The organism is Streptomyces sp. LS-MS-L19, from assembly GCF_058382285.1.
This window is the reverse complement of the sequence record NZ_JBYCLL010000001.1, coordinates 1,562,752-1,581,013: the sequence shown is the minus strand read 5'-3', so window position 1 is coordinate 1,581,013 and position 18,262 is coordinate 1,562,752. Positions and strand designations below refer to the sequence as shown.

Sequence of the window (18,262 nt, the reverse complement as noted above, 5' to 3'; positions counted from 1 at the left end):
CCGCGTCGTAGCCCCCGAAGGCTTCCGAGCCTCGAAAACTTCCAGGAGTCTTCCGGAAAAGTGGGTCCATATACAAGGCATCACAGGGAGTGATCGGCCTCGGACATGCGTCGGGGCCGGTGCGCAGACTGTCGCTGCGAGCCGGCCCCTCAAGGTCTCCGGACGGTACGGCCGTACGGCGGCGCGGCCGCCCGGCCGTACTCAGGCCGCCGTGGCCCCCGCGAGCGGGCGGTGCGGGGCGATGACCCGGCCGTCGGGCAGGAGCTCACCGGTGTCCTCGAAGAGCAGGACGCCGTTGCACAGCAGGCTCCAGCCCTGCTCCGGGTGGTGCGCCAGAAGGCGGGCGGATTCCCGGTCGGCGGAGTCGGCGGTGGGACACGGTGGCTGGTGCTGGCACATTGGTGGGATCTTTCGCTGTGTTGTGGTCATGATGTCCCCCGTGTGATTGCTCAGTCTGAACCCAGTGTTGCCCCACGGGCGTCAATCCGCAGGTATTTCGCATCACCACTTCTTCACAGGTTGGAGACGCGTCACCCGGCCGGACGGTTCATCCCAACTGCACTGTCCCTTCGGGTGGTTCGAGGGGGCCGGAAAGGGCTAGTCCACCTGGAGTCAGCCCCGCGTTCGGCTCTTCCGAGCAATTGTGTGCTCGTACGAGCAAATGGTGACCCTAATGACGTACGTAAACGCAGTCGTACCCCGCTACCCGGAATTCGGGGCGGGGTACGAGGGGTCGGGCTGAGATCTTCAGGCCGGCGAGCTCAGCAGGGGAGCCGGGGTCAGTCGGTGGGTGAGCACCGGGAGCAGTTCGGCGGCCCGGTGCGGACGGTGAGCCGCGATGCCGGGCGGGGCCGGGGCGAGCGGGACGAGCAGGTCGGTAGCGGCGAGGCGGCCGGTGGCGGCGTCCGCCGCGCAGTCGCCGTGCAGCCACAGCGCGAGCATGTACAGGGCCGGGATCGACAGCAGGCGCGGCTGGTAGGGCTGCTGCATCACCTCCGCCTGACGCAGCGCGCGTTCGGTGGACGGGATGTAGGGGCCCTCGAAGAAGTGCGAGAACGCCCAGCCGTCCGCGGTCAGCATGGTCTCCGCCGCCGCCACCGAGCGTTCACCGCAGCGGATCAGGAAACGCCACCCGGTCAGCCGGGTGGCGGTGCCGTCCAGTACGTGCACGGGCAGGGGGAGCTCGGGTGTGACGGGTCCCTGGGCACGCAACAGGGAGGGGGTCCGGGCCTCGCGGACCGCGGTGGGCGAGGCGAGTGCGGTGAGGACGGAGCGAAGTGCGGGCGCGGGAGCCGGGGGGACATGCAGCGGCATGGTGGGTCGCCTCTCATTCGACAGGCACGATGGCGCGAGGGCGGGGGCGGACGGCGCTGTCAGCTCACGGGGTCAGAGAGGCGGGGGCCGGGGTCCGGTGACGCGGGGGCGGGTGAGGACTGCCGTACGTCACCTGACGGCAGGATCCAGGACCGCGGGTGCCAACCCTCTGCCTTGTTCGCGGAGTTTATACGACATATGTTCACACGGTGTTTCGTCTAGCCGTTTCCTGCGCGCGGGGCAAGGAGTCATTCGGTCGGCGATACGCGGGAATCCTCCCGAAACCGTGACTACTTCACGGCGGTGACCTCGGGGAATCCTCCCGAAGCGGTCGGCCAATTCTCGTCGGCGTTTTTCACGAGTTCTTCGGGGCACTCGAAACTGCTGAGCGCTTCATGCCGAGTGAATGTGCCACCGGTCACATCCAACAGGGTAGCGGGCTCGGGGCCGCCGCGGGGACGTTACCGATCGTTCCGGCTGGGCATCATCCCACCTGACTCATGACGCATCGAGGAGGGACTCTCCGATGGGGGAGAAGGTCGTGGCAGGCCGGTTCGACCTGTCCGATCGCCAGAACTACCGCGACAAGCTCCGCAGGTGCCTGACGGGGCTGGAGCGGCTCCTGGCGGAGCAGCGGTTCGATCGCCCCAGGAACCTGATGGGGCTGGAGATCGAATTGAATCTGGTCGGCGCGGACGGTATGCCGAGAATGCTGAACGGGGAGGTCCTCGAACGCATCGCAAGCCGAGATTTCCAAACAGAACTCGCCATGTTCAATCTGGAAGTCAACATAGCCCCACACAAGCTGGGCGGGCGGGTATTCGATCGGCTCGCGGAGGAACTCCGGACCTCGCTGGCATACGCCGACCGTAAAGCCGGCGAGCTCGACGCGGGAATCGTGATGATCGGCATTCTGCCGACCCTCGACCGGGACGACCTGGTCTCCTCCAACCTTTCCGACGTCGACCGGTACACGCTGCTCAACGACCAGATCGTGGCCGCGCGCGGTGAGGACTTCGTCCTCGACATCGACGGGGTGGAACGGCTCACCTGCACCTCGAAGTCCATCGCCCCGGAGGCCGCCTGCACCTCGGTCCAGCTGCACCTCCAGGTCACGCCGGGCCGCTTCGCCGACGTGTGGAACGCCGCGCAGGCGGTGGCCGGCGTGCAGATAGCCGTGGGAGCCAACTCGCCCTTCCTGTTCGGCCGTGAGCTGTGGTGCGAGTCCCGGCCGCCGCTCTTCCAGCAGTCCACGGACACGCGTCCGCCGGAGCTCCAGGCGCAGGGGGTGCGGCCGCGGACCTGGTTCGGGGAGCGGTGGATCTCCTCGGCGTACGACCTCTTCGAGGAGAACCTGCGCTACTTCCCGGCGCTGCTGCCGATCTGCGACGAGGAGGACCCGCTGGAGGTCCTCGACGCGGGCGGGGTGCCCTCGCTCGCCGAACTCGTCCTGCACAACGGCACGGTGTACCGCTGGAACCGGCCCGTGTACGGGATCGCCGACGGGGTCCCGCACCTGCGGGTGGAGAACCGTGTGCTGCCGGCCGGGCCCACCGTCACGGACGTCATCGCCAACGCGGCCTTCTACTACGGCCTCGTCCGCGCCCTCGCCGAGGAGTCGAAGCCGGTGTGGACCCGGATGCCGTTCGAGGCGGCCGCGGCCAACTTCGACGCGGCGTGCCGGTACGGGATCGACGCGCGGATGACCTGGCCCCGGCGCGGGCGGTACGGCGGCACCGTGGAGGTCGACGCGGTGAGCCTCGTACGCGACGAACTGCTGCCGCTGGCCGAGACGGGGCTCGCGGGGTGGGGCGTCGAGCCCGCCGACCGGGACCTGTATCTCGGGGTGATCGAGGAGCGGTGCCGGCGGCGGGCCAACGGGGCGTCCTGGCAGGCGGCGACCTTCCACCGGGCCCTGGAGGCGGGGCTCTCCCGGGACGCGGCGCTCGCCGCGACGACCCGGCGGTACGGGGAGCTGATGCATCAGGGCGAGCCGGTGCACACGTGGCCGGTGGGGTTGCCGGAGCCGGTGCCAATGGGGTGACGGTCAGGAAGGCGGGACCGGGAGAAGTCGGTGCCAGGGTCAGCCGCCGCTGCTGCCCTGTGCCCCCGCTGCCACGATCGCCTTCAGGATCACCGTGTGGATCTGGGACGGGTCGTTGACCTGTTGGCCTGAGCCGCGGGTGGCCTCGGCCAGTTGCTGGGCCTCGGCACGGTCGGCGTCGGGGCCCACCGCGATGACGATGAGGGGGACCGGGCGTTCGGGGTCGGAGAGCCTCTCGAGTTCGGAGATCAGCTTTCCGCGCGAGATGCTGCCCGGGTCCTGGTTCACACCGTCCGTCAGGACCACCAGCGCGTTGAACTTGCCCTGCGCGTAGGAAGAGGTGGCCGCCCGGTACGCGGCGAGCGTGGTGTCGTACAACCCGGTCGCCCCGCCCGCCACCGGCTGGAGGCCGCCGAACGCCGCCGAGAGCCGCTCGCGCTGGGTGCCGGTCCCGCTTCCGCCCCCGCTGTCGCCCAGGCGTTCCGTCGGCACCAGGACCTTGTAGTCCTTGTCGCCGTCGAGCTTGGTGGAGAACTCCCACAGGCCGATCTCGTCCTCCTGGGTGAAGGTCGCGAGGGCCTGGAGCAGGGACTCCTTGGTGACGTCCATCCGGGAGCGGCCGGTGCCCGGAACCGTCTCCGACATGGACGACGACGCGTCCACGACCGTGGTGATCCGCGCGCTCTGCACGGTGATCGTCCAGGTGCCGAGGGCCTCCTGGAGCGCCGCCGCCGAGGCGGGCTCACCGGCCGCCGCCGTGTACGGCTGCGGCACCCTGCCGCCGGCCTTCGCGACCAGGGAGGCCGACACCTGGTCGTCGGACGTCCTGAACCCCAGGTCCGTCAGCAGCTGTTCCTGCTCGGGCTTGCGCAGATACGTCATGAACCGGATCGCCGCCCGGCTCTCGTCCGTGGACAGCCGGGTCTCGTCGACGAGCGCGTAGGGGTAGTCGAGCCGCGGTGAACCGTCCTTCGGGTAGAAGAGACGCAGATCGTCCGCGGAGTCCGCCGAGGAGTTGTGCGCGAAGGCCGCCTGTTCGGACAGGACCAGCGCCTGATTGCGCTTCGGGTTGCCCTGCTCGGTGCCGGAGGCGTCCCGCGGGAGGGTCTCCACGACCTGTCCGTCGCTGTCCGAGATGCGCTGCGAGAGCGACTTCATCATCGCCGCGGCCTGGGTCTCCCCGCCCTTGACCCGCCCGGCCGCGCCGCTGAGCTGAGTGAGCGCGAGGAGCCCGGTCGCGCTGCGGGCGGGATCGGCGGCACCCAGCTTGAGGGAGTCGTCCCGGAGGGTGGCACCCGCCAGCTCCAGCCAGCCGTACGTCTTCTTCGGCCAGCCCAGCGACTGCGCGGCGGCCGGCACCATCGCCACCCCGACCGGGCTGGAGGCCACGTTGCCGACCCGGGCCACCTCCGTCGCGCCGCCGTCCGCGTCGATCTGCTCGACCCACACGTCCGAGTCCGGCACCCACACCTGGACGCCGGGGTCCTTGCCGGCCGCGAGGGTGTCCCGGACCTTGTACGACTCGCGCGCGGTCACCGTGATGTCGACGCAGCGCCCGTCGGAGGTGAGGTTCTCGTCGTGGGCCCGCTCGGCGGCGGCGCGCAGTGCCGGGGCCACGTCGGGGGAGGCGGCGACCTCGAGCCGTACCGCCTCGTCCCGGCAGGAGGAGCCGAAGGAGAGCAGACCGCCCTGGACGGCCGCGGCCGTGCCGCCGGCGACGGTCAGGACGAGCACCGTCGCGATGGCCACGGTCCTGCGGCGCGCGCGGGGACGGGGGTCGCTGCCGCCCGCCCCATACTGATCGGGCAAGCTGTGACGTCCCATGGCGGTGGTGCCCTCCCCTGTCGCTCTCTCCGTGCCGGCGCGGCCGTGTATGGCAGGAAAGGGGGAGGTACGCCCCGTACGGCGTCCGTCCCCCCCAACGGCCTTGCGCACGATCTTCGTAACTTCTTTCGAAGGACCCTAGCGGGGCGGCGATGGGGATGAGGCTGGATTACTCAACTGGAGGCAGGTGTGCAGGCGGAGGAAGGGGCAGTGGCCGATTCTTTTCCGCAGAAGGCGCTCTCACGGAAGTTCTTCCGTGACGAGACGCTGCTCGTTCTGGGGCTTTCGCTCGGTGCGAGCGGTGTGTCCGCGCTGATCAGTTTTGTCGGATCGGTCACCAAACCGGGGGGTCTCAAGGACCAGGCGGCGACCCTCAACGCCTCGGCCGCGCCCGGCCGTCCATGGCTGGATCTCGCCTGGCAGCTCTTCGGGATCGCCTCGGCCCTGGTGCCCGTCCTGCTGGTCGCGCACTTCCTGCTGCGTGAGGGCGAGAGCCTCAGGACCCTCGGCTTCGACCGCACCCGGCCGGGGCCGGACCTGCTGCGCGGGGCCGGGATCGCGGCCGTGATCGGCAGCACCGGGATCGCCTTCTACCTGGCCGCGCGCGGTCTCGGCTTCAACCTCACCGTGGTGCCCGAGGCGCTGCCCGACGTCTGGTGGAAGTACCCGGTGCTGATCCTCTCGGCGATGCAGAACGCGATCCTCGAAGAAGTGATCGTCGTCGGGTACCTCCTGCGCCGGCTCGGCCAGCTGGGCTGGACCCCGGGCACGGCGCTGGTGGCCAGTTCCGTGCTGCGCGGCAGCTACCACCTCTACCAGGGCATCGGCGGCTTCATCGGCAACATGGTGATGGGCGTGGTGTTCGTCTACCTGTACCGCCGGTGGGGGCGCGTGGGTCCCCTGGTGGTGGCGCATTCCCTGCTCGACATCGGGGCGTTCGTGGGATACGCGCTGCTCGCGGGGAAGGTCGGCTGGCTGCCCACCGCGTGATCCCCCGCGTGATCCCCTCAGGTGAGCAGCTCGCCCTCGATGACCGTGACCGCGCGGCCCGTCAGCAGGGTGCGCCCGCCGCGCAGGTGCGTGCGCACCCGGCCGGAGCGGCGTGAGGCCTGGAGACCTGTGAGGGTCGTACGGCCGAGGCGCTCGGACCAGTAGGGGGCCAGGGCGGTGTGGGCGCTGCCGGTGACCGGGTCCTCGTCGATGCCGACGTTCGGGAAGAAGCAGCGGGAGACGAAGTCGTAGCCGAGCTCGGGGTTCTCGGCGCGAGCGGTGGCGATGACACCGCGCTCCGAGTAGCCGGCCAGGGCCTTGAGGTCGGGGCGCAGGGCGTGGACGGTCTTCTCGTCGGCGAGTTCGAGCAGCAGGTCGCCGATGTTCGGGCCGGTGTCGAAGGCGCTGAGCGGCTCGGCGCCCAGCGCCTCGGCGACCCCCTCGGGAAGCGCGACCGGGGTGAGCGGGGCCGTGGGGAAGTCCAGGGTGATCGAGCCGTCCTCGTCAGGTGTGGCCGTGAGCACCCCGCTGCGGGTGGCGAACCGCACCGGGCCCTCGTGGGCGCCGGTGGTGTGCAGGACGTGGGCCGTGGCGAGGGTCGCGTGACCGCACATGTTCACCTCGGTGGCGGGCGTGAACCAGCGCAGCGCCCAGTCGGCCTCGCCGCCCCCGGGAAGCCGGTGGGCGAAGGCCGTCTCGGCGTGGTTGACCTCCAGGGCGATGTTCTGGAGCCGCTCGTCGTCCGGGAAGGCGTCGTCCAGGAGCAGTACCCCGGCCGGGTTGCCGGCGAAGGGACGGTCGGTGAAGGCGTCGACGATTCGCATGCGCATGAGGCGACGGTAGAGGGCGGATTGGCCTTCGGAACAAGGCCAATCCAGTGTCACTGGACCGATTTTCGCGGCGAGTGAAGTGATCTGGCTCACAAGGTGTCACGGTGGTCCGCCGCCCGGTGTCTTGAGGTCGAACCCCTTGGGACGGACCGCTGAGACGGCCCGGTAGGACGGACGAAGGAGACATCATGAACACCGAGATCCTCGTGATCGGCGGCGGCTACGCGGGCGTCATGGCGGCCAACCGGCTGACCCGGCGCGACGACGTGACGGTGACCCTCATCAACCCGCGCCCGACCTTCGTCGAGCGGATCCGGCTGCACCAGCTGGTGGGCGGGACGCACCCGGCGGTCGTCGAGTACCGGAAGGTCCTGGCCGAGGGGGTCCGACTGGTCGTCGACACCGTGTCCCGGATCGACGCCGACGGGCGCGAGGTCGCGCTGGCGAGCGGCGGCACGCTCGGCTACGACTACCTGGTCTACGCGGTGGGCAGCGGCAGCGCCGACCCGAGCGTTCCCGGAGCGGCCGAGTTCGCCCACCCGATCGCCACCCTGGAGGACGCCCAGCGGCTGCGGCCGCTCGTCGAGGAGGTCTCCGCCGACGCCCCGGTGACGATCGTCGGGGCCGGTCCGACCGGCATCGAGACCGCCGCCGAACTGGCGGAGCAGGGCCACGCCGTGACCCTGGTCTGCGGTGGGGTGCTCGGCCCGTACCTGCACCCCAAGGGCCGCCGCTCGGTCGCGGGGCGACTGGCCGGTCTCGGGGTGACCGTGCTCGAAGGGGTCCGCGTGGCGGCCGTGACCGGCGATGCCGTACGGCTCTCCGACGGCCGTACGATCCCCAGCGCGCTGACCGTGTGGACCGTCGGCTTCGGCGTACCCGACCTGGCCGTGCGCAGCGGGCTGACCACCGACGCCCTGGGCCGGCTGCTCACGGACGAGACCCTGACCAGCGTGGACGACGACCGCATCGTCGCGGCCGGCGACTCGGCGGCGCCCTCGGGCCTGCCGCTGCGCATGAGCTGCCAGGCCGCGATCCCGCTGGGCGCGCGGGCCGCCGACACCGTGCTCAGCCGGATCGCGGGGGAGCAGCCGGCGCCCCTCAACGAGGCGTTCGCCGGTCAGTGCATCAGCCTCGGCCGCGGTGCCGGGATCTTCCAGTTCGCGCGCCGCAACGACGTCGCGGTGGGCTTCCACATCGGCGGCCGACCGGGCGCGCGGGTCAAGGAGTTCGTGTGCCAGGGGATCGTCAAGCACCTCGCGGGCGAGGCGGGCAAGCCCGGTTCGTACCGTCTGCACCAGGTCTCGGGCGGCCCCAAGCGGCAGGAGCTGCTGGCGGCCCGGAGTGCCGAGAACCAGGCCCCGGCCGATGTCGAACAGGTTGCCTAATCCGCCCACGATCGGGGGAGGGACCGGATCATGACTGATCACGCCACCGACACGTTCGTCGCCCACCGCAACCTGCTCTTCACCGTCGCCTACGAGATGCTCGGCTCGGCGGCCGACGCGGAGGACGTCCTGCAGGAGACCTGGCTGCGGTGGGTCAAGGTGGACCTGGAGCGGGTGCAGGACCCGCGCGCCTACCTGGTCCGCATCACCACCCGGCAGGCACTCAACCGGCTGCGCTCCCTGACGCGCCGCAAGGAGGCGTACGTCGGCCAGTGGCTGCCCGAGCCGCTGGTCACCGCGCCGGACGTGGCCGAGGACGTGGAACTGTCCGAGAGTCTCTCGATGGCGTTGATGTGCGTCCTGGAGACGCTGTCACCGACGGAGCGCGCGGTGTTCGTGCTGCGCGAGGTGTTCGACGTCGACTACGACGAGATCGCGGCCGCCGTGGAGAAGAGCCCCGACGCGGTGCGCCAGATCGCGCACCGCGCCCGCCGGCACGTCGACGCCCGACGGCCGCGCAGAACGGCCTCCGCGAGCGAGACCCGTGCGGCCGTGGAGTCGTTCCGGCTGGCGTTGGAGACCGGGGACCTGCAAGGGCTGCTCGACGTGCTCGCGCCCGATGTCGTCCTGGTCAGCGACGGCGGCGGCATCAAGCAGGCGGCGATGCGACCGGTCCTCACCGCCGACAAGGTCGCGCGCTTCATCTTCGGCGGCATCGCCAAGTTCACCGTCACCTTCACCTGCGAGCCGACGGTGGTCAACGGCAGCCCGGCGCTCGTCCTCCACGTCAACGGCGAGATGGACGGCGTCCTCGCGGTACGGGTCGAGGACGGGCGGATCAGCGGCATGTACTACGTCCGCAACCCGGAGAAGCTGACGCGGGTGGGGGCGGAGACCCCGCTGACCCTGGGGCCGGCGCCGACGGTGGAGTGACGCTGCCCATTGCGCGATCGCGGTGCGGCATCCATCATCAGGAAACCTGTTATTTTAACCTTGCAGCGATGGGTGCCAAGCCATGCCGTTCAGCTCCCGAATCCAGGCCAGAGGGATCCAGCTCCTGCTGAGCCGGGTCATGTCCCGTGTCCACCAGGACCTGCGCTTCACCGAGATCCCGGCGCACACCGAGACCCTGCGGGTGGAGACCGGCGCCGGTCCGGTGACCTGCACCGTCTACCGCCCGACGGCCGGCACCTCCGACACTCCCGCCCCCGTGTACGTCAACTTCCACGGGGGCGGGTTCGTGGTGGCCCGCGCCGAGCAGGACGATCACATCTGCCGGTACATCGCGGCCACGGCCGGCTGTGTCGTGATCAACGTCGACTACGCCGTCGCGCCGCAGCGGCCGTATCCGGCACCCGTCACCCAGGCCTACGACGTGACCGCGTGGGTCGCCGAGAACGGTGCCGTGGGTGGCTGGGACGGCTCGCGCCTCGCCGTCGGCGGACACAGCGCCGGGGCCAACCTGACCGCCGCGGTGTGCCGGCTGGCCAGGGAGCGCGGCACCTTCACGCCGCGCCTCCAGATCATCGACTCGGCACCGCTGGACCAGCAGGCGGACCCGGCCACCAAGCGGTCCCTCGTCGCCAAGCCGCTGCTGACTCCCCAGCTCATGCGGATCTTCACGGCGGCCTACGTCCCGGACCCCGCGGACCGCGCCCACCCCCTGGTCTCGCCCGCGCTCGCCGAGGACCTCGCCGGGCTCCCGCCCGCGCTGGTCATCACGGCGGAGAACGACCGCCTGCGCGACGAGGGCGACGCCTACGCCAAGGCCCTGGAGGCCGCGGGGGTCCCGGTCACCCACCGCGTCTTCGAGGGCGTCGACCACTACTTCACCCACACGGGGCCGGTGCCGACGGGGAAGGCGGCGATCGACCTGATGGCGAGCAGCTTGCGGGAGGCGTTGAGCGACTGAGGGGAGGCGAGGCGGGTGCCGGGGAGTGGCGGAGGTGGTGGCCCGAGTGCTCGTCCGCATCTGGCCGCGCCCCAGGCGACCGACATCGCCCCGGTACCCGCTCGCTCTCCTGCTAGCGTCGTGCGGTGATCTCTCTGGGGGAGCCCGCGTTCTTCACCCGCCTGCGCGATGCGCGGCGGGTGCTTGTCGCCGGTGCGGGCGGTGGTTTCGACGTGTACGCCGGGCTGCCGCTGGCACTCGCCTTGCGGTCCGCGGGCAAGGAGGTGTACCTCGCCAACCTGTCCTTCGCCGATCTGTACGGCCTGGACCTCGATGTGTGGGTGGACCAGGACGTCGCGGCCGTCGGGCCCGACACTCCACTGCGCGGCGACTACTTTCCCGAACGGACCCTCGCCCGGTGGCTCGCGGCGCAGGACCTGCCGTCGACCGTGTACGCGTTCCCGACCGTCGGGGTCGGTCCGCTGCGGGCGGCCTACCGGACGTTGATCACACATCTCGGCGGTGTCGACGCGGTCGTGCTGGTGGACGGCGGGACCGACATCCTGATGCGCGGTGACGAACACGGTCTCGGCACCCCCGAGGAGGACATGGCGAGCCTGGCCGCCGTGAACGGGCTCGACGAGGTCCCGCACCGGCTGGTGGCCTGCCTCGGCTTCGGTGTGGACGCCTATCACGGCGTGAACCACTCGCTCGTACTGGAGAACCTGGCCGCGCTGGACCGGGACGGTGCCTATCTCGGCGCGTTCTCGCTGCTCGGGGCCACGCGGGAGGGCGCCCTCTACCTCGACGCGGTGGCACACGCCCAGCGCCACACCGCGGGCCACCCGAGCATCGTGAACGGATCCGTCGCCGCCGCCGTGCGCGGTGACTTCGGCGACGTCCGCTTCACGGAGAGGACCAAGGGCGGCGAGTTGTTCGTCAACCCGCTGATGGCGCTGTACTTCTGTGTGGACCTGCCGGGACTGGCCCGGCGCAACCTCTACCTCGGTCTGCTCGAGCGGACCGCGCTGATGCGGCAGGTGAGTTCCGTGATCGAGGAGTTCCGCGCCACGCTGCCCCGGCAGCGTCCGCCGCGGGCCTTCCCGCACTGAGCCGGGGTCACGTCACTCCGTCGACTCAAGAATGCGGTCGAGCGTCCGGCGCCCCAAGCGGCTCATCGCCGGATTGCTCTCGACGTAGTACCAGACGAGGCCCATCGCCTGCTCGAACGCCCATGCCTTGCCGCGCTCCCACTCCAGGTCGTCGCAGGCCAGGGCCCGCCGGAGCACGTCCCGCGGGCCCGGCTCCAGCAGGTGCCAGGCGCTGACCAGGTCCAGTGCGGGGTCGGCCGGACCGAAGCCGCCGGTGTCGAGCACACCGCTGAGCCGGTCTCCCGTGACCAGCACGTTGCCGGGGATCAGGTCGCCGTGGCTCATCACGTCGGCACTCGTGCGGGGCAGCTCACGGAAGCGGCCCCACAGCCGGCGCAGCCGCGGCACGTCGAGCAGCCCTTCGCTCTCCTCGAAGCACTTCGCCATCCAGGCGTCGTGGTCGGAGATGACGCCACCGCGGTTGTCGCCGCTGAACAACCGCCCTTGTGTCCCGGCGCCCCGCAGGGCCGCGATGAAGGCCGCGAGGTCCTCGGCAAAGGCGTCCGAGCCGCTCGGGTCGGCGTCCGTGGCGACCGTTCCCGGCAGCCATGTCTGGACCGCCCACGGCATGGGGTGACCCGCCCCGGGCTTTCCCAGGGCGACGGGTTCCGGGACGGGGAACCGGGAGACCTGCGCCAACTCCGCGCTCGCCCGGGCCTCCCGTTCCAGAACCGCCAGCGTCTCGTCGGCGTCGGCCAGGCGCAGCGGGAAACGTGCGGAGAGGCCGCTCCCGATACGGAAGATGGCGTGGACCGTCCCGGTCGACGGCAGGCGTCGGATCTCCTCGCCGCTCCAATGAGGGAACTGCTCCCTGACCAAGGCCGCAACGGTGTCGGTGGTCACGTCCACCTGGTCGTCGTGCATGGTCATTCCCGGAAGCTCCCTGGACCGGATCAGCTGAGACGCCAGCCAGTATTCATGCGGCCGGGAGCCGGATCGACCGGGTTTTCCGGCGGCCCTTGCCATGCGAACAGTTCCGATATATCGTTGAGGCATCGCGACAGATCAACGATGGAATGGAGTGATTGCGATGCGTTCCCACGGATTCGAGCGTGGACATGGTGGAGCCGGTCGTCAGGGTCGTGGTGGCTTTGAGGGACGGCGTGGTGCCTTCGGGCCGTTCGGCCCCGGTGGGCCGGGTGGTCCCGGCGGGCCGTTCGGTGGACCCGGGTTCGGTCCCGGGCCCTGGGGGCCGAGGGGCAGGGGTGGACCCCGGGGGCGGGCCCGGCGCGGTGACGTGCGGGCATCGATCCTGGCCCTGCTGAAGGACCGGCCCATGCACGGTTACGAGATGATCCAGGAGATCGCCGAGCGCAGCGGCGGGGCGTGGAAGCCCAGCCCCGGCTCGGTGTACCCCACCCTCCAGCTGCTGGAGGACGAGGGGCTGATCGCCAGTGAGAGCGAGGGCGGCAAGAAGCTGTTCTCCCTCACCGAGGCCGGCCGTACTGCGGCCGACGAGGGCCCCGACGCGCCCTGGGAGGAGGCCTCCCGCGGCATCGACTTCGAGGCGCTCGGCGAGATCCGCCAGGCCGGCTTCGGCCTGATGGAGGCCTTCGGCCAGGTCTGGAAGACCGGCAACAAGGAACAGCGCGACAAGGCGGTGGCCGTCATCAACGAGGCCCGCAAGAAGCTGTACCTCATCCTCGCCGACGAGGACTGACGGTCGTACGGCCGTGAAAGGGCGCCCCGTGGAGCAATCCGCGGGGCGCCCAACGCGTGCGGCCGGCTCACGGCCTGCTCACTCCACCAGTCCGGCCAGCTTCCGCAGGGACTCGTTCAGCGCGGCCGTCCCCGAGTCCTTGAGCTTGCCCGCCATCAGGGACACGGCGGCGCCCGTGAACTCGCCGTCGATGCGGACGTCGGTGGCGTCGCCGTCGGGGGTCAGGGTGTAGCGCGTGGCCACGCTCACCGCCATCGGGCCCTTGCCCCGGATGGCGAACAGCCGGGCCGGCTCCACCTGGTCGACGGTCCACTCGACCTCGGCGGGGAAGCCCATCAGCTTCATGTTCTCCTGGAAGGTCGCGCCCACTTCCAGCACCGCCGGGCCGCCCTTGGGGAAGCTGGTGTGGGTCGCGTTCCACTCCCCGTACGAGGACCAGTCCGTGAGCTGGGCCCAGACCCTCTCCGCGGGTGCCTGGACGCGTGCCTCCGCGCTGATTTCCGCCATGCGGCCACCTCTTCGTGTCGGGCTGTGGTGTCGCGGAAAGTAGCCGCAGGCATCGCAACATTCAATACTGATGAACCGTCAGAAAATGTGGACGCGGCTCAGCCGACCGGCCGTATCGTCGCCGCGTCGAACAGGTCCCACGCGCGCGGGAACGCGCTCTCGTCGTGGCAGTGCCAGGCATCCCAGAACAGGTCCGCGAGCCGCGCGTCCTCCGGGGCGTACACCCGGTACACGTACTGCCTGCCGTCCACGGCCGGCAGGGCCACCAGCCAGCTCCCGCTCTCCACGCCTGTGTGGGACGAACGACGTCGTACCGCGGTTGCGCGAGGGGCGCGCGGCAAGGCGGCGCGCGCCCACCGGGGCGGAACGGCCTGATCTCCTCCGTAAGGAGGAGATTCCCGCCCCCGGGGTCCGCACTGCGTGGGACGCGAAGATGCTTCCCCTCGGGGATGACGCGCCACGGTGGGACTGATGAGGTGGGGGATGTGCACCCCCGTATCCCCCGGCAGTCGGCCCGCGACCAGGGCCGCCCGCCGCAGGTCGCTCCGGACGACGATGCCAGGCTCAGCGCGGAACTGGCGGCGGTCGTGTCCGGCGCCCGCAGGCGCGCGCTCCGGGACGGGGACCGGCAGATCGACACGGCCCATCTGCTGCACTCCCTGCTGGACGCCGACCCGGAGGCCTACGCCGTCTTCGAGAGTGAGCCCCAACTGCCCCGGCTGCTCGGCTACCTCGTGCAGCGCAGCATCGGCTACGGACTGCGCTGGCAGGGCACGGTCGAGGACTCCGGAGCGGTCCCGGTCGTGCCCGCGGCCGGGGACCTCGGCGCTGACTCCGCCCCGGCCGCGGACGAGGGCTACTCGCCGCTCGCCGCCGAGGCGATGCGGTACGCCCGGGTCCGTGCCGGGCATCGTGACGGCGGCCCGGCCCGTGGAGTCGACCTGCTCACGGCGATCCTGGTGAACCCCGAGTCCCGGGCCGTTGAGGTGCTGGCCCGCGCCGGAATCGACGCCGGGGACGTGCGCGCACGGCTCGACGACCTCCTGCCGGGAGGCCTGTGGGGCCACCCGTGGCGAAGGGATCGCTAGGGGAGTCCCGCGGTCCAGCCGATGAGACAGGAGTCAACGGGGGTGACGCTCATGTCGTCCCCTGTCATCATGGGTCGGTGCATACCTCTGAGAGCAGCAGGGCCGGTGACGGCAGGGGCACGGGGCTCGGTCTCGCGCTGGTCTCCGCGCTCGCCTTCGGTGGATCCGGGGTCGCGGCCAAGCCGTTGATCGAGGCGGGCCTCGACCCGCTCCACGTGGTGTGGCTGCGGGTGGCCGGCGCCGCCCTCGTGATGCTGCCGCTCGCCGTGCGCCACCGCGCGCTGCTGCGCGGCCGGCCCGCCCTGCTCGCCGGGTTCGGCCTGCTGGGGGTGGCCGGTGTCCAGGCCTTCTACTTCGCCTCGATCTCCCGCATCCCCGTCGGTGTCGCCCTGCTCGTCGAGTACCTCGCGCCCGCCCTGGTGCTCGGCTGGGTGCGGTTCGTGCAGCGGCGCCCGGTCACGCGTGCCGCCGCACTCGGCGTGGTCCTCGCGGTCGGCGGGCTCGCCTGCGTCGTCGAGGTCTGGTCGGGGCTGAGCTTCGACGCCCTCGGACTGCTCCTCGCGCTCGGCGCCGCCTGCTGCCAGGTCTGCTACTTCGTCCTGTCCGACCAGGGCAGCGACAGCGGCGAGCAGGCCCCCGACCCGCTCGGCGTCATCGCGTACGGACTGCTCGTCGGCACCGTCGTCCTGACCGTCGTCGCCCGCCCGTGGACCATGGACTTCTCCGTCCTCACGCACCATGCCGACATGAACGGCACCCCGGTCGCGGCCGGACTGCTGCTCGGCTGGACCGTGCTCGTGGCCACCGTCGTCGCGTACATCACCGGCGTGGTCTCGGTGCGCAGGCTCTCCCCGGCGATAGCCGGGGTCGTGGCCTGTCTCGAAGCGGTCGTCGCGACCGTCCTGGCGTGGGTGCTGCTCGGCGAACACCTCTCGGCACCGCAGATCGTGGGCGGTGCGGTCGTGCTTCTCGGCGCCTTCATCGCGCAGTCCTCGACCCCGGCCAAGGGCTCCGTGGAGCCGGTCGCCACCGGCGGCGCCGAAAGTCGGTTGTCCGCCCGGGAGAACGCCGCCTAGGCTCCGGGACCATGCACACGCCGCTGCTCGTCACCCCTCCGCCGGCCGCCTGAGGCGGGCCCTCCGGAGTCCACGCCCGGCAGACCGCCGGGCGTGACGGTGCTGCCCGCAGACGAAGTCCGCGGACCCCGCCACCGAGCGGGCGTCCTCTTCCGAACTTCCGCGCCTCGGCGCATCTGCGGAGAGAACACGTGTCGCATGCTTCCTCAGGCCTGCCCATCGGGCGAGGCCTCGTCTACCTGATCATCGCCGGTACCGCCTGGGGCACCGCGGGAGCGGTCGCCTCCCTCGTCTACCGCACCACTGACCTGGGCCCGGCGGCCCTGTCCTTCTGGCGCTGCGCGACCGGCCTGGCGGTGCTGCTCACCGTCCGCCTCGCACGCTCACGCGACGCCGTCCGCCCCACAAGGCCATCCATGCGTACGGCCGTCTCGGAACCCCTCCTCCACCGGGCACTGCGCGTCGGTGCCACGGGCCTCGGGCTCGCGGTGTTCCAGACCGCCTACTTCGCCGCCGTACGGTCCACCGGGCTGGCCGTGGCCACCGTCGTCACCCTCGGCGCGGGCCCCGTCCTCATCGCACTCGGCGCACGGCTGGTGCTGGGGGAGCGGCTCGGCCGGAGCGGAGCCGTCGCCGTCGCCGGCGCGCTCGCCGGACTCGGGGTGCTGACGCTCGGTGGCCCGGGGGCGGCCGTACGGCCACTGGGCGTGTTCCTCGGGCTGCTCTCGGCGGCCGGATGCTGTGTGATGACCCTGATCACGCGCGCCGCCAAGGCCGACTCCAGCGGTACGTCCGTCGGCGTGTTCGCGGTCACCAGCGTCTGTCTGCTGCCGTTCGCGGCGGCGGAGGGCCTGCTGCCGCACACCGCTCGACCCGCCCTGTTCATCGGCCTGTTGGTCTACCTGGCGATCGTCCCGACCGCCCTCGCCTATGGCCTCTACTTCGCGGCCGCGGCGGTCGTCCGCTCCACCACCGTCTCCGTGATCATGCTGCTCGAACCGGTGAGCGCGGCGGTCCTGGCCGTCGTGCTGTTCGGTGAGCGCCTCACCCCGGCCGTCCTCCTCGGCACCCTGCTGATGCTGGGCGCGGTCGCGGGGCTCGCGGTGACGGAGACGCGCGTGCCCGCCTGACAGGCGAGGGGGCCCTTCTCGGTGAGGGGCCCCCTCGGTCAGGAGTGCTGCCGCCGCAGCAGATGCTCGCGCGCCGCCGCGTCCCCCGGGCCGTCCCGGTCCGCCAGCGCCTGTGCGATCCGCTCCCGCACCTCCGCGGTCCGCTTGCCGGCGTACTTGAACTTCGCCCGCACGGCGGTCACTTCCAGCCGCAGTCCCCGGATGCCCGACAGCATCCGACCGTACGGCACCTCGCCCACCGCGACCGGAGCGGAGCCGCCCTCCGGCTGGAAGTGGCCGACCTGGAGGTTCAGCAGCGCGGCCTTCTCGCCCGGGTCGTCCACCACATGGGCCCGGCAACGGAGTTGGACGGCCGCGTAGAAGCTCGTGGGTGTGCCGTGGGTGGAGGGGACTCCCGGGTCGGCCTGCCAGGGACCGGGGACGTAGGCGTAGTCGTCGACCACGCTCAGCACGACCTCCGGGTTCGCCTCCAGGGCGCCCCACAGCGGGTTGGGGCGCGCCAGGTGGGTCAGGGCCTCGCCGCGCTCGGGGTCGTAGAAGAAGTGGAGCGGCTGGACGAACGGGGGCTCGCCGGAAAGCCCGTTGACGGCCAGCTGGCCGAAGTCGTGGACGGCGAGCCACTGTTGCCACTCGGCGTCCGAGCGGGCCGCGTCCCAGGGGTGGATCAGCATCACAGGGCCGTCAGGTAGTCGGGAACCTCGGTGCCGGGGGCGAGTTCGGCGTCGGCGACGGGGGTGCCGTAGCCCTTCTGCAGGGGGAGGACGCCGGCCCAGTGGGGGAGTGAGAGGTCCTCGGGCTCGTCGTTGACCCCGCCGGTGCGGAGCTTGGCGGAGACCTCGTCGAGGTCGAGGCGGATGACGGCGGTGGCGGCCAGCTCCTTCTTGTTGGCGGGGCGGGAGTCCCGGGCGCGGCCCGGGACGACGTGGTCGACCAGGGCGTCGAGGGCGAGGCGCTTCTCCTCGGGGTCGGTGACGTCGTAGGCGAGTCCGTGCACCACCACCGACCGGTAGTTGATCGAGTGGTGGAAGGCCGAGCGGGCCAGGATCAGCGCGTCGACATGCGTGACCGTCAGGCACACCGGCAGGCCGGGGTCCGCCTTGCCGGTCATCCGCAGCGGGCGCGAACCCGTCGAGCCGTGGACGTAGAGCCGCTCGCCGACCCGGCCGTACAGCGTGGGCAGCACCACCGGGGCGCCGTCCCGGACGAAGCCGAGGTGGCAGACGTAGCCCTCGTCGAGTATCGAGTGCACCAGTTCCCGGTCGTAGGAGGCCCGGTCGGGGGAGCGCGTCGGGACGGTGCGGTCGGTCGGCGCGTATGCGGTCGGCTCCGGCGTGGTCGCGGTGGTCCCCTGCATTGCGTTCTCCATTGC

19 protein-coding genes are annotated in these 18,262 nt (G+C 71.4%); 10 read left to right on the top strand and 9 right to left on the bottom strand.

Features of this window, described 5'->3' with window-relative positions; all coding sequences use genetic code 11:
* Positions 1–201: 201 nt before the first annotated feature.
* Positions 202–399, bottom strand: coding sequence for a DUF5999 family protein (locus tag AC2XR2_RS06880; RefSeq protein ID WP_330268286.1), 198 nt, complete (start codon positions 397–399; stop codon positions 202–204).
* A 348-nt stretch (positions 400–747) separates the two neighbouring features.
* Complete coding sequence (locus AC2XR2_RS06875; protein WP_330268287.1) at positions 748–1,314, bottom strand: hypothetical protein; 567 nt, start codon at positions 1,312–1,314, stop codon at positions 748–750.
* Between the two features lie 526 nt (positions 1,315–1,840).
* Between AC2XR2_RS06875 and AC2XR2_RS06870 the strand changes: the two genes are divergently transcribed.
* On the top strand, positions 1,841–3,358 hold the full coding sequence (locus AC2XR2_RS06870) for a glutamate-cysteine ligase family protein (RefSeq protein WP_491514584.1): 1,518 nt from the start codon (positions 1,841–1,843) through the stop codon (positions 3,356–3,358).
* A gap of 39 nt (positions 3,359–3,397) precedes the next feature.
* Here AC2XR2_RS06870 and AC2XR2_RS06865 read toward each other — a convergent pair whose 3' ends face one another.
* Positions 3,398–5,182: a substrate-binding and VWA domain-containing protein gene (locus tag AC2XR2_RS06865; protein ID WP_491514583.1), complete on the bottom strand. Its 1,785-nt coding sequence runs from the start codon at positions 5,180–5,182 to the stop codon at positions 3,398–3,400.
* Positions 5,183–5,371: 189 nt separating this feature from the next.
* Here AC2XR2_RS06865 and AC2XR2_RS06860 point away from each other — a divergent pair, with 189 nt between their 5' ends.
* On the top strand, positions 5,372–6,172 hold the full coding sequence (locus AC2XR2_RS06860) for a CPBP family intramembrane glutamic endopeptidase (protein WP_381300825.1): 801 nt from the start codon (positions 5,372–5,374) through the stop codon (positions 6,170–6,172).
* A 17-nt stretch (positions 6,173–6,189) separates the two neighbouring features.
* Here the strand turns inward: AC2XR2_RS06860 and AC2XR2_RS06855 are convergent, their stop codons facing one another.
* Positions 6,190–7,002, bottom strand: a complete 813-nt coding sequence (locus AC2XR2_RS06855) for a PhzF family phenazine biosynthesis protein (protein ID WP_491514582.1) — start codon at positions 7,000–7,002, stop codon at positions 6,190–6,192.
* 188 nt (positions 7,003–7,190) lie between these two features.
* Between AC2XR2_RS06855 and AC2XR2_RS06850 the strand changes: the two genes are divergently transcribed.
* The 4 genes from AC2XR2_RS06850 (at position 7,191) to AC2XR2_RS06835 (ending at position 11,393) form a co-directional block, all read left to right on the top strand.
* The gene (locus AC2XR2_RS06850; RefSeq protein ID WP_491514581.1) at positions 7,191–8,390 is read left to right on the top strand and encodes an NAD(P)/FAD-dependent oxidoreductase; all 1,200 of its coding nucleotides are present in this window, start codon (positions 7,191–7,193) and stop codon (positions 8,388–8,390) included.
* A 30-nt stretch (positions 8,391–8,420) separates the two neighbouring features.
* Positions 8,421–9,323 carry an RNA polymerase sigma-70 factor gene (locus AC2XR2_RS06845; protein WP_330268293.1) on the top strand — a complete coding sequence of 301 codons (903 nt, stop codon included), beginning with the start codon at positions 8,421–8,423 and terminating at the stop codon, positions 9,321–9,323.
* Positions 9,324–9,405: 82 nt separating this feature from the next.
* Complete coding sequence (locus AC2XR2_RS06840) at positions 9,406–10,302, top strand: alpha/beta hydrolase (RefSeq protein WP_491514580.1); 897 nt, start codon at positions 9,406–9,408, stop codon at positions 10,300–10,302.
* 125 nt (positions 10,303–10,427) lie between these two features.
* Entirely contained in the window at positions 10,428–11,393 is a 966-nt protein-coding gene (locus AC2XR2_RS06835; RefSeq protein WP_491514579.1) for a DUF1152 domain-containing protein, read from the top strand.
* A gap of 12 nt (positions 11,394–11,405) precedes the next feature.
* Here the strand turns inward: AC2XR2_RS06835 and AC2XR2_RS06830 are convergent, their stop codons facing one another.
* Positions 11,406–12,302 (bottom strand): aminoglycoside phosphotransferase family protein, encoded by an 897-nt coding sequence (locus AC2XR2_RS06830; RefSeq protein ID WP_491514578.1) that lies wholly within the window; start codon positions 12,300–12,302, stop codon positions 11,406–11,408.
* A 160-nt stretch (positions 12,303–12,462) separates the two neighbouring features.
* Here AC2XR2_RS06830 and AC2XR2_RS06825 point away from each other — a divergent pair, with 160 nt between their 5' ends.
* The gene (locus AC2XR2_RS06825) at positions 12,463–13,092 is read left to right on the top strand and encodes a PadR family transcriptional regulator (RefSeq protein WP_028810074.1); all 630 of its coding nucleotides are present in this window, start codon (positions 12,463–12,465) and stop codon (positions 13,090–13,092) included.
* 78 nt (positions 13,093–13,170) lie between these two features.
* On the opposite strand, the gene AC2XR2_RS06820 is transcribed toward AC2XR2_RS06825, so the two are convergent.
* Both AC2XR2_RS06820 and AC2XR2_RS06815 read right to left on the bottom strand, forming a co-directional pair.
* Positions 13,171–13,599 carry a type II toxin-antitoxin system Rv0910 family toxin gene (locus AC2XR2_RS06820; protein ID WP_381300813.1) on the bottom strand — a complete coding sequence of 143 codons (429 nt, stop codon included), beginning with the start codon at positions 13,597–13,599 and terminating at the stop codon, positions 13,171–13,173.
* A gap of 98 nt (positions 13,600–13,697) precedes the next feature.
* On the bottom strand, positions 13,698–13,886 hold the full coding sequence (locus AC2XR2_RS06815; protein WP_381300858.1) for a hypothetical protein: 189 nt from the start codon (positions 13,884–13,886) through the stop codon (positions 13,698–13,700).
* Between the two features lie 198 nt (positions 13,887–14,084).
* On the opposite strand from AC2XR2_RS06815, the gene AC2XR2_RS06810 reads away from it, so the two are divergent.
* The 3 genes from AC2XR2_RS06810 to AC2XR2_RS06800 all read left to right on the top strand — a co-directional run bounded on the left by AC2XR2_RS06810 (position 14,085) and on the right by AC2XR2_RS06800 (position 16,893).
* Entirely contained in the window at positions 14,085–14,687 is a 603-nt protein-coding gene (locus AC2XR2_RS06810) for a Clp protease N-terminal domain-containing protein (protein ID WP_491514577.1), read from the top strand.
* 77 nt (positions 14,688–14,764) lie between these two features.
* The gene (locus AC2XR2_RS06805) at positions 14,765–15,763 is read left to right on the top strand and encodes an EamA family transporter (RefSeq protein WP_491514576.1); all 999 of its coding nucleotides are present in this window, start codon (positions 14,765–14,767) and stop codon (positions 15,761–15,763) included.
* Positions 15,764–15,954: 191 nt separating this feature from the next.
* Positions 15,955–16,893 (top strand): DMT family transporter, encoded by a 939-nt coding sequence (locus tag AC2XR2_RS06800; protein WP_449348559.1) that lies wholly within the window; start codon positions 15,955–15,957, stop codon positions 16,891–16,893.
* A 38-nt stretch (positions 16,894–16,931) separates the two neighbouring features.
* On the opposite strand, the gene AC2XR2_RS06795 is transcribed toward AC2XR2_RS06800, so the two are convergent.
* Positions 16,932–17,564, bottom strand: a complete 633-nt coding sequence (locus AC2XR2_RS06795; protein WP_491514575.1) for an FMN-binding negative transcriptional regulator — start codon at positions 17,562–17,564, stop codon at positions 16,932–16,934.
* Positions 17,564–18,247 (bottom strand): pyridoxamine 5'-phosphate oxidase family protein, encoded by a 684-nt coding sequence (locus tag AC2XR2_RS06790; RefSeq protein WP_491514574.1) that lies wholly within the window; start codon positions 18,245–18,247, stop codon positions 17,564–17,566. The genes AC2XR2_RS06795 and AC2XR2_RS06790 overlap by 1 nt, the downstream gene beginning before the upstream one ends.
* Between the last annotated feature and the right edge of the window lie 15 nt (positions 18,248–18,262).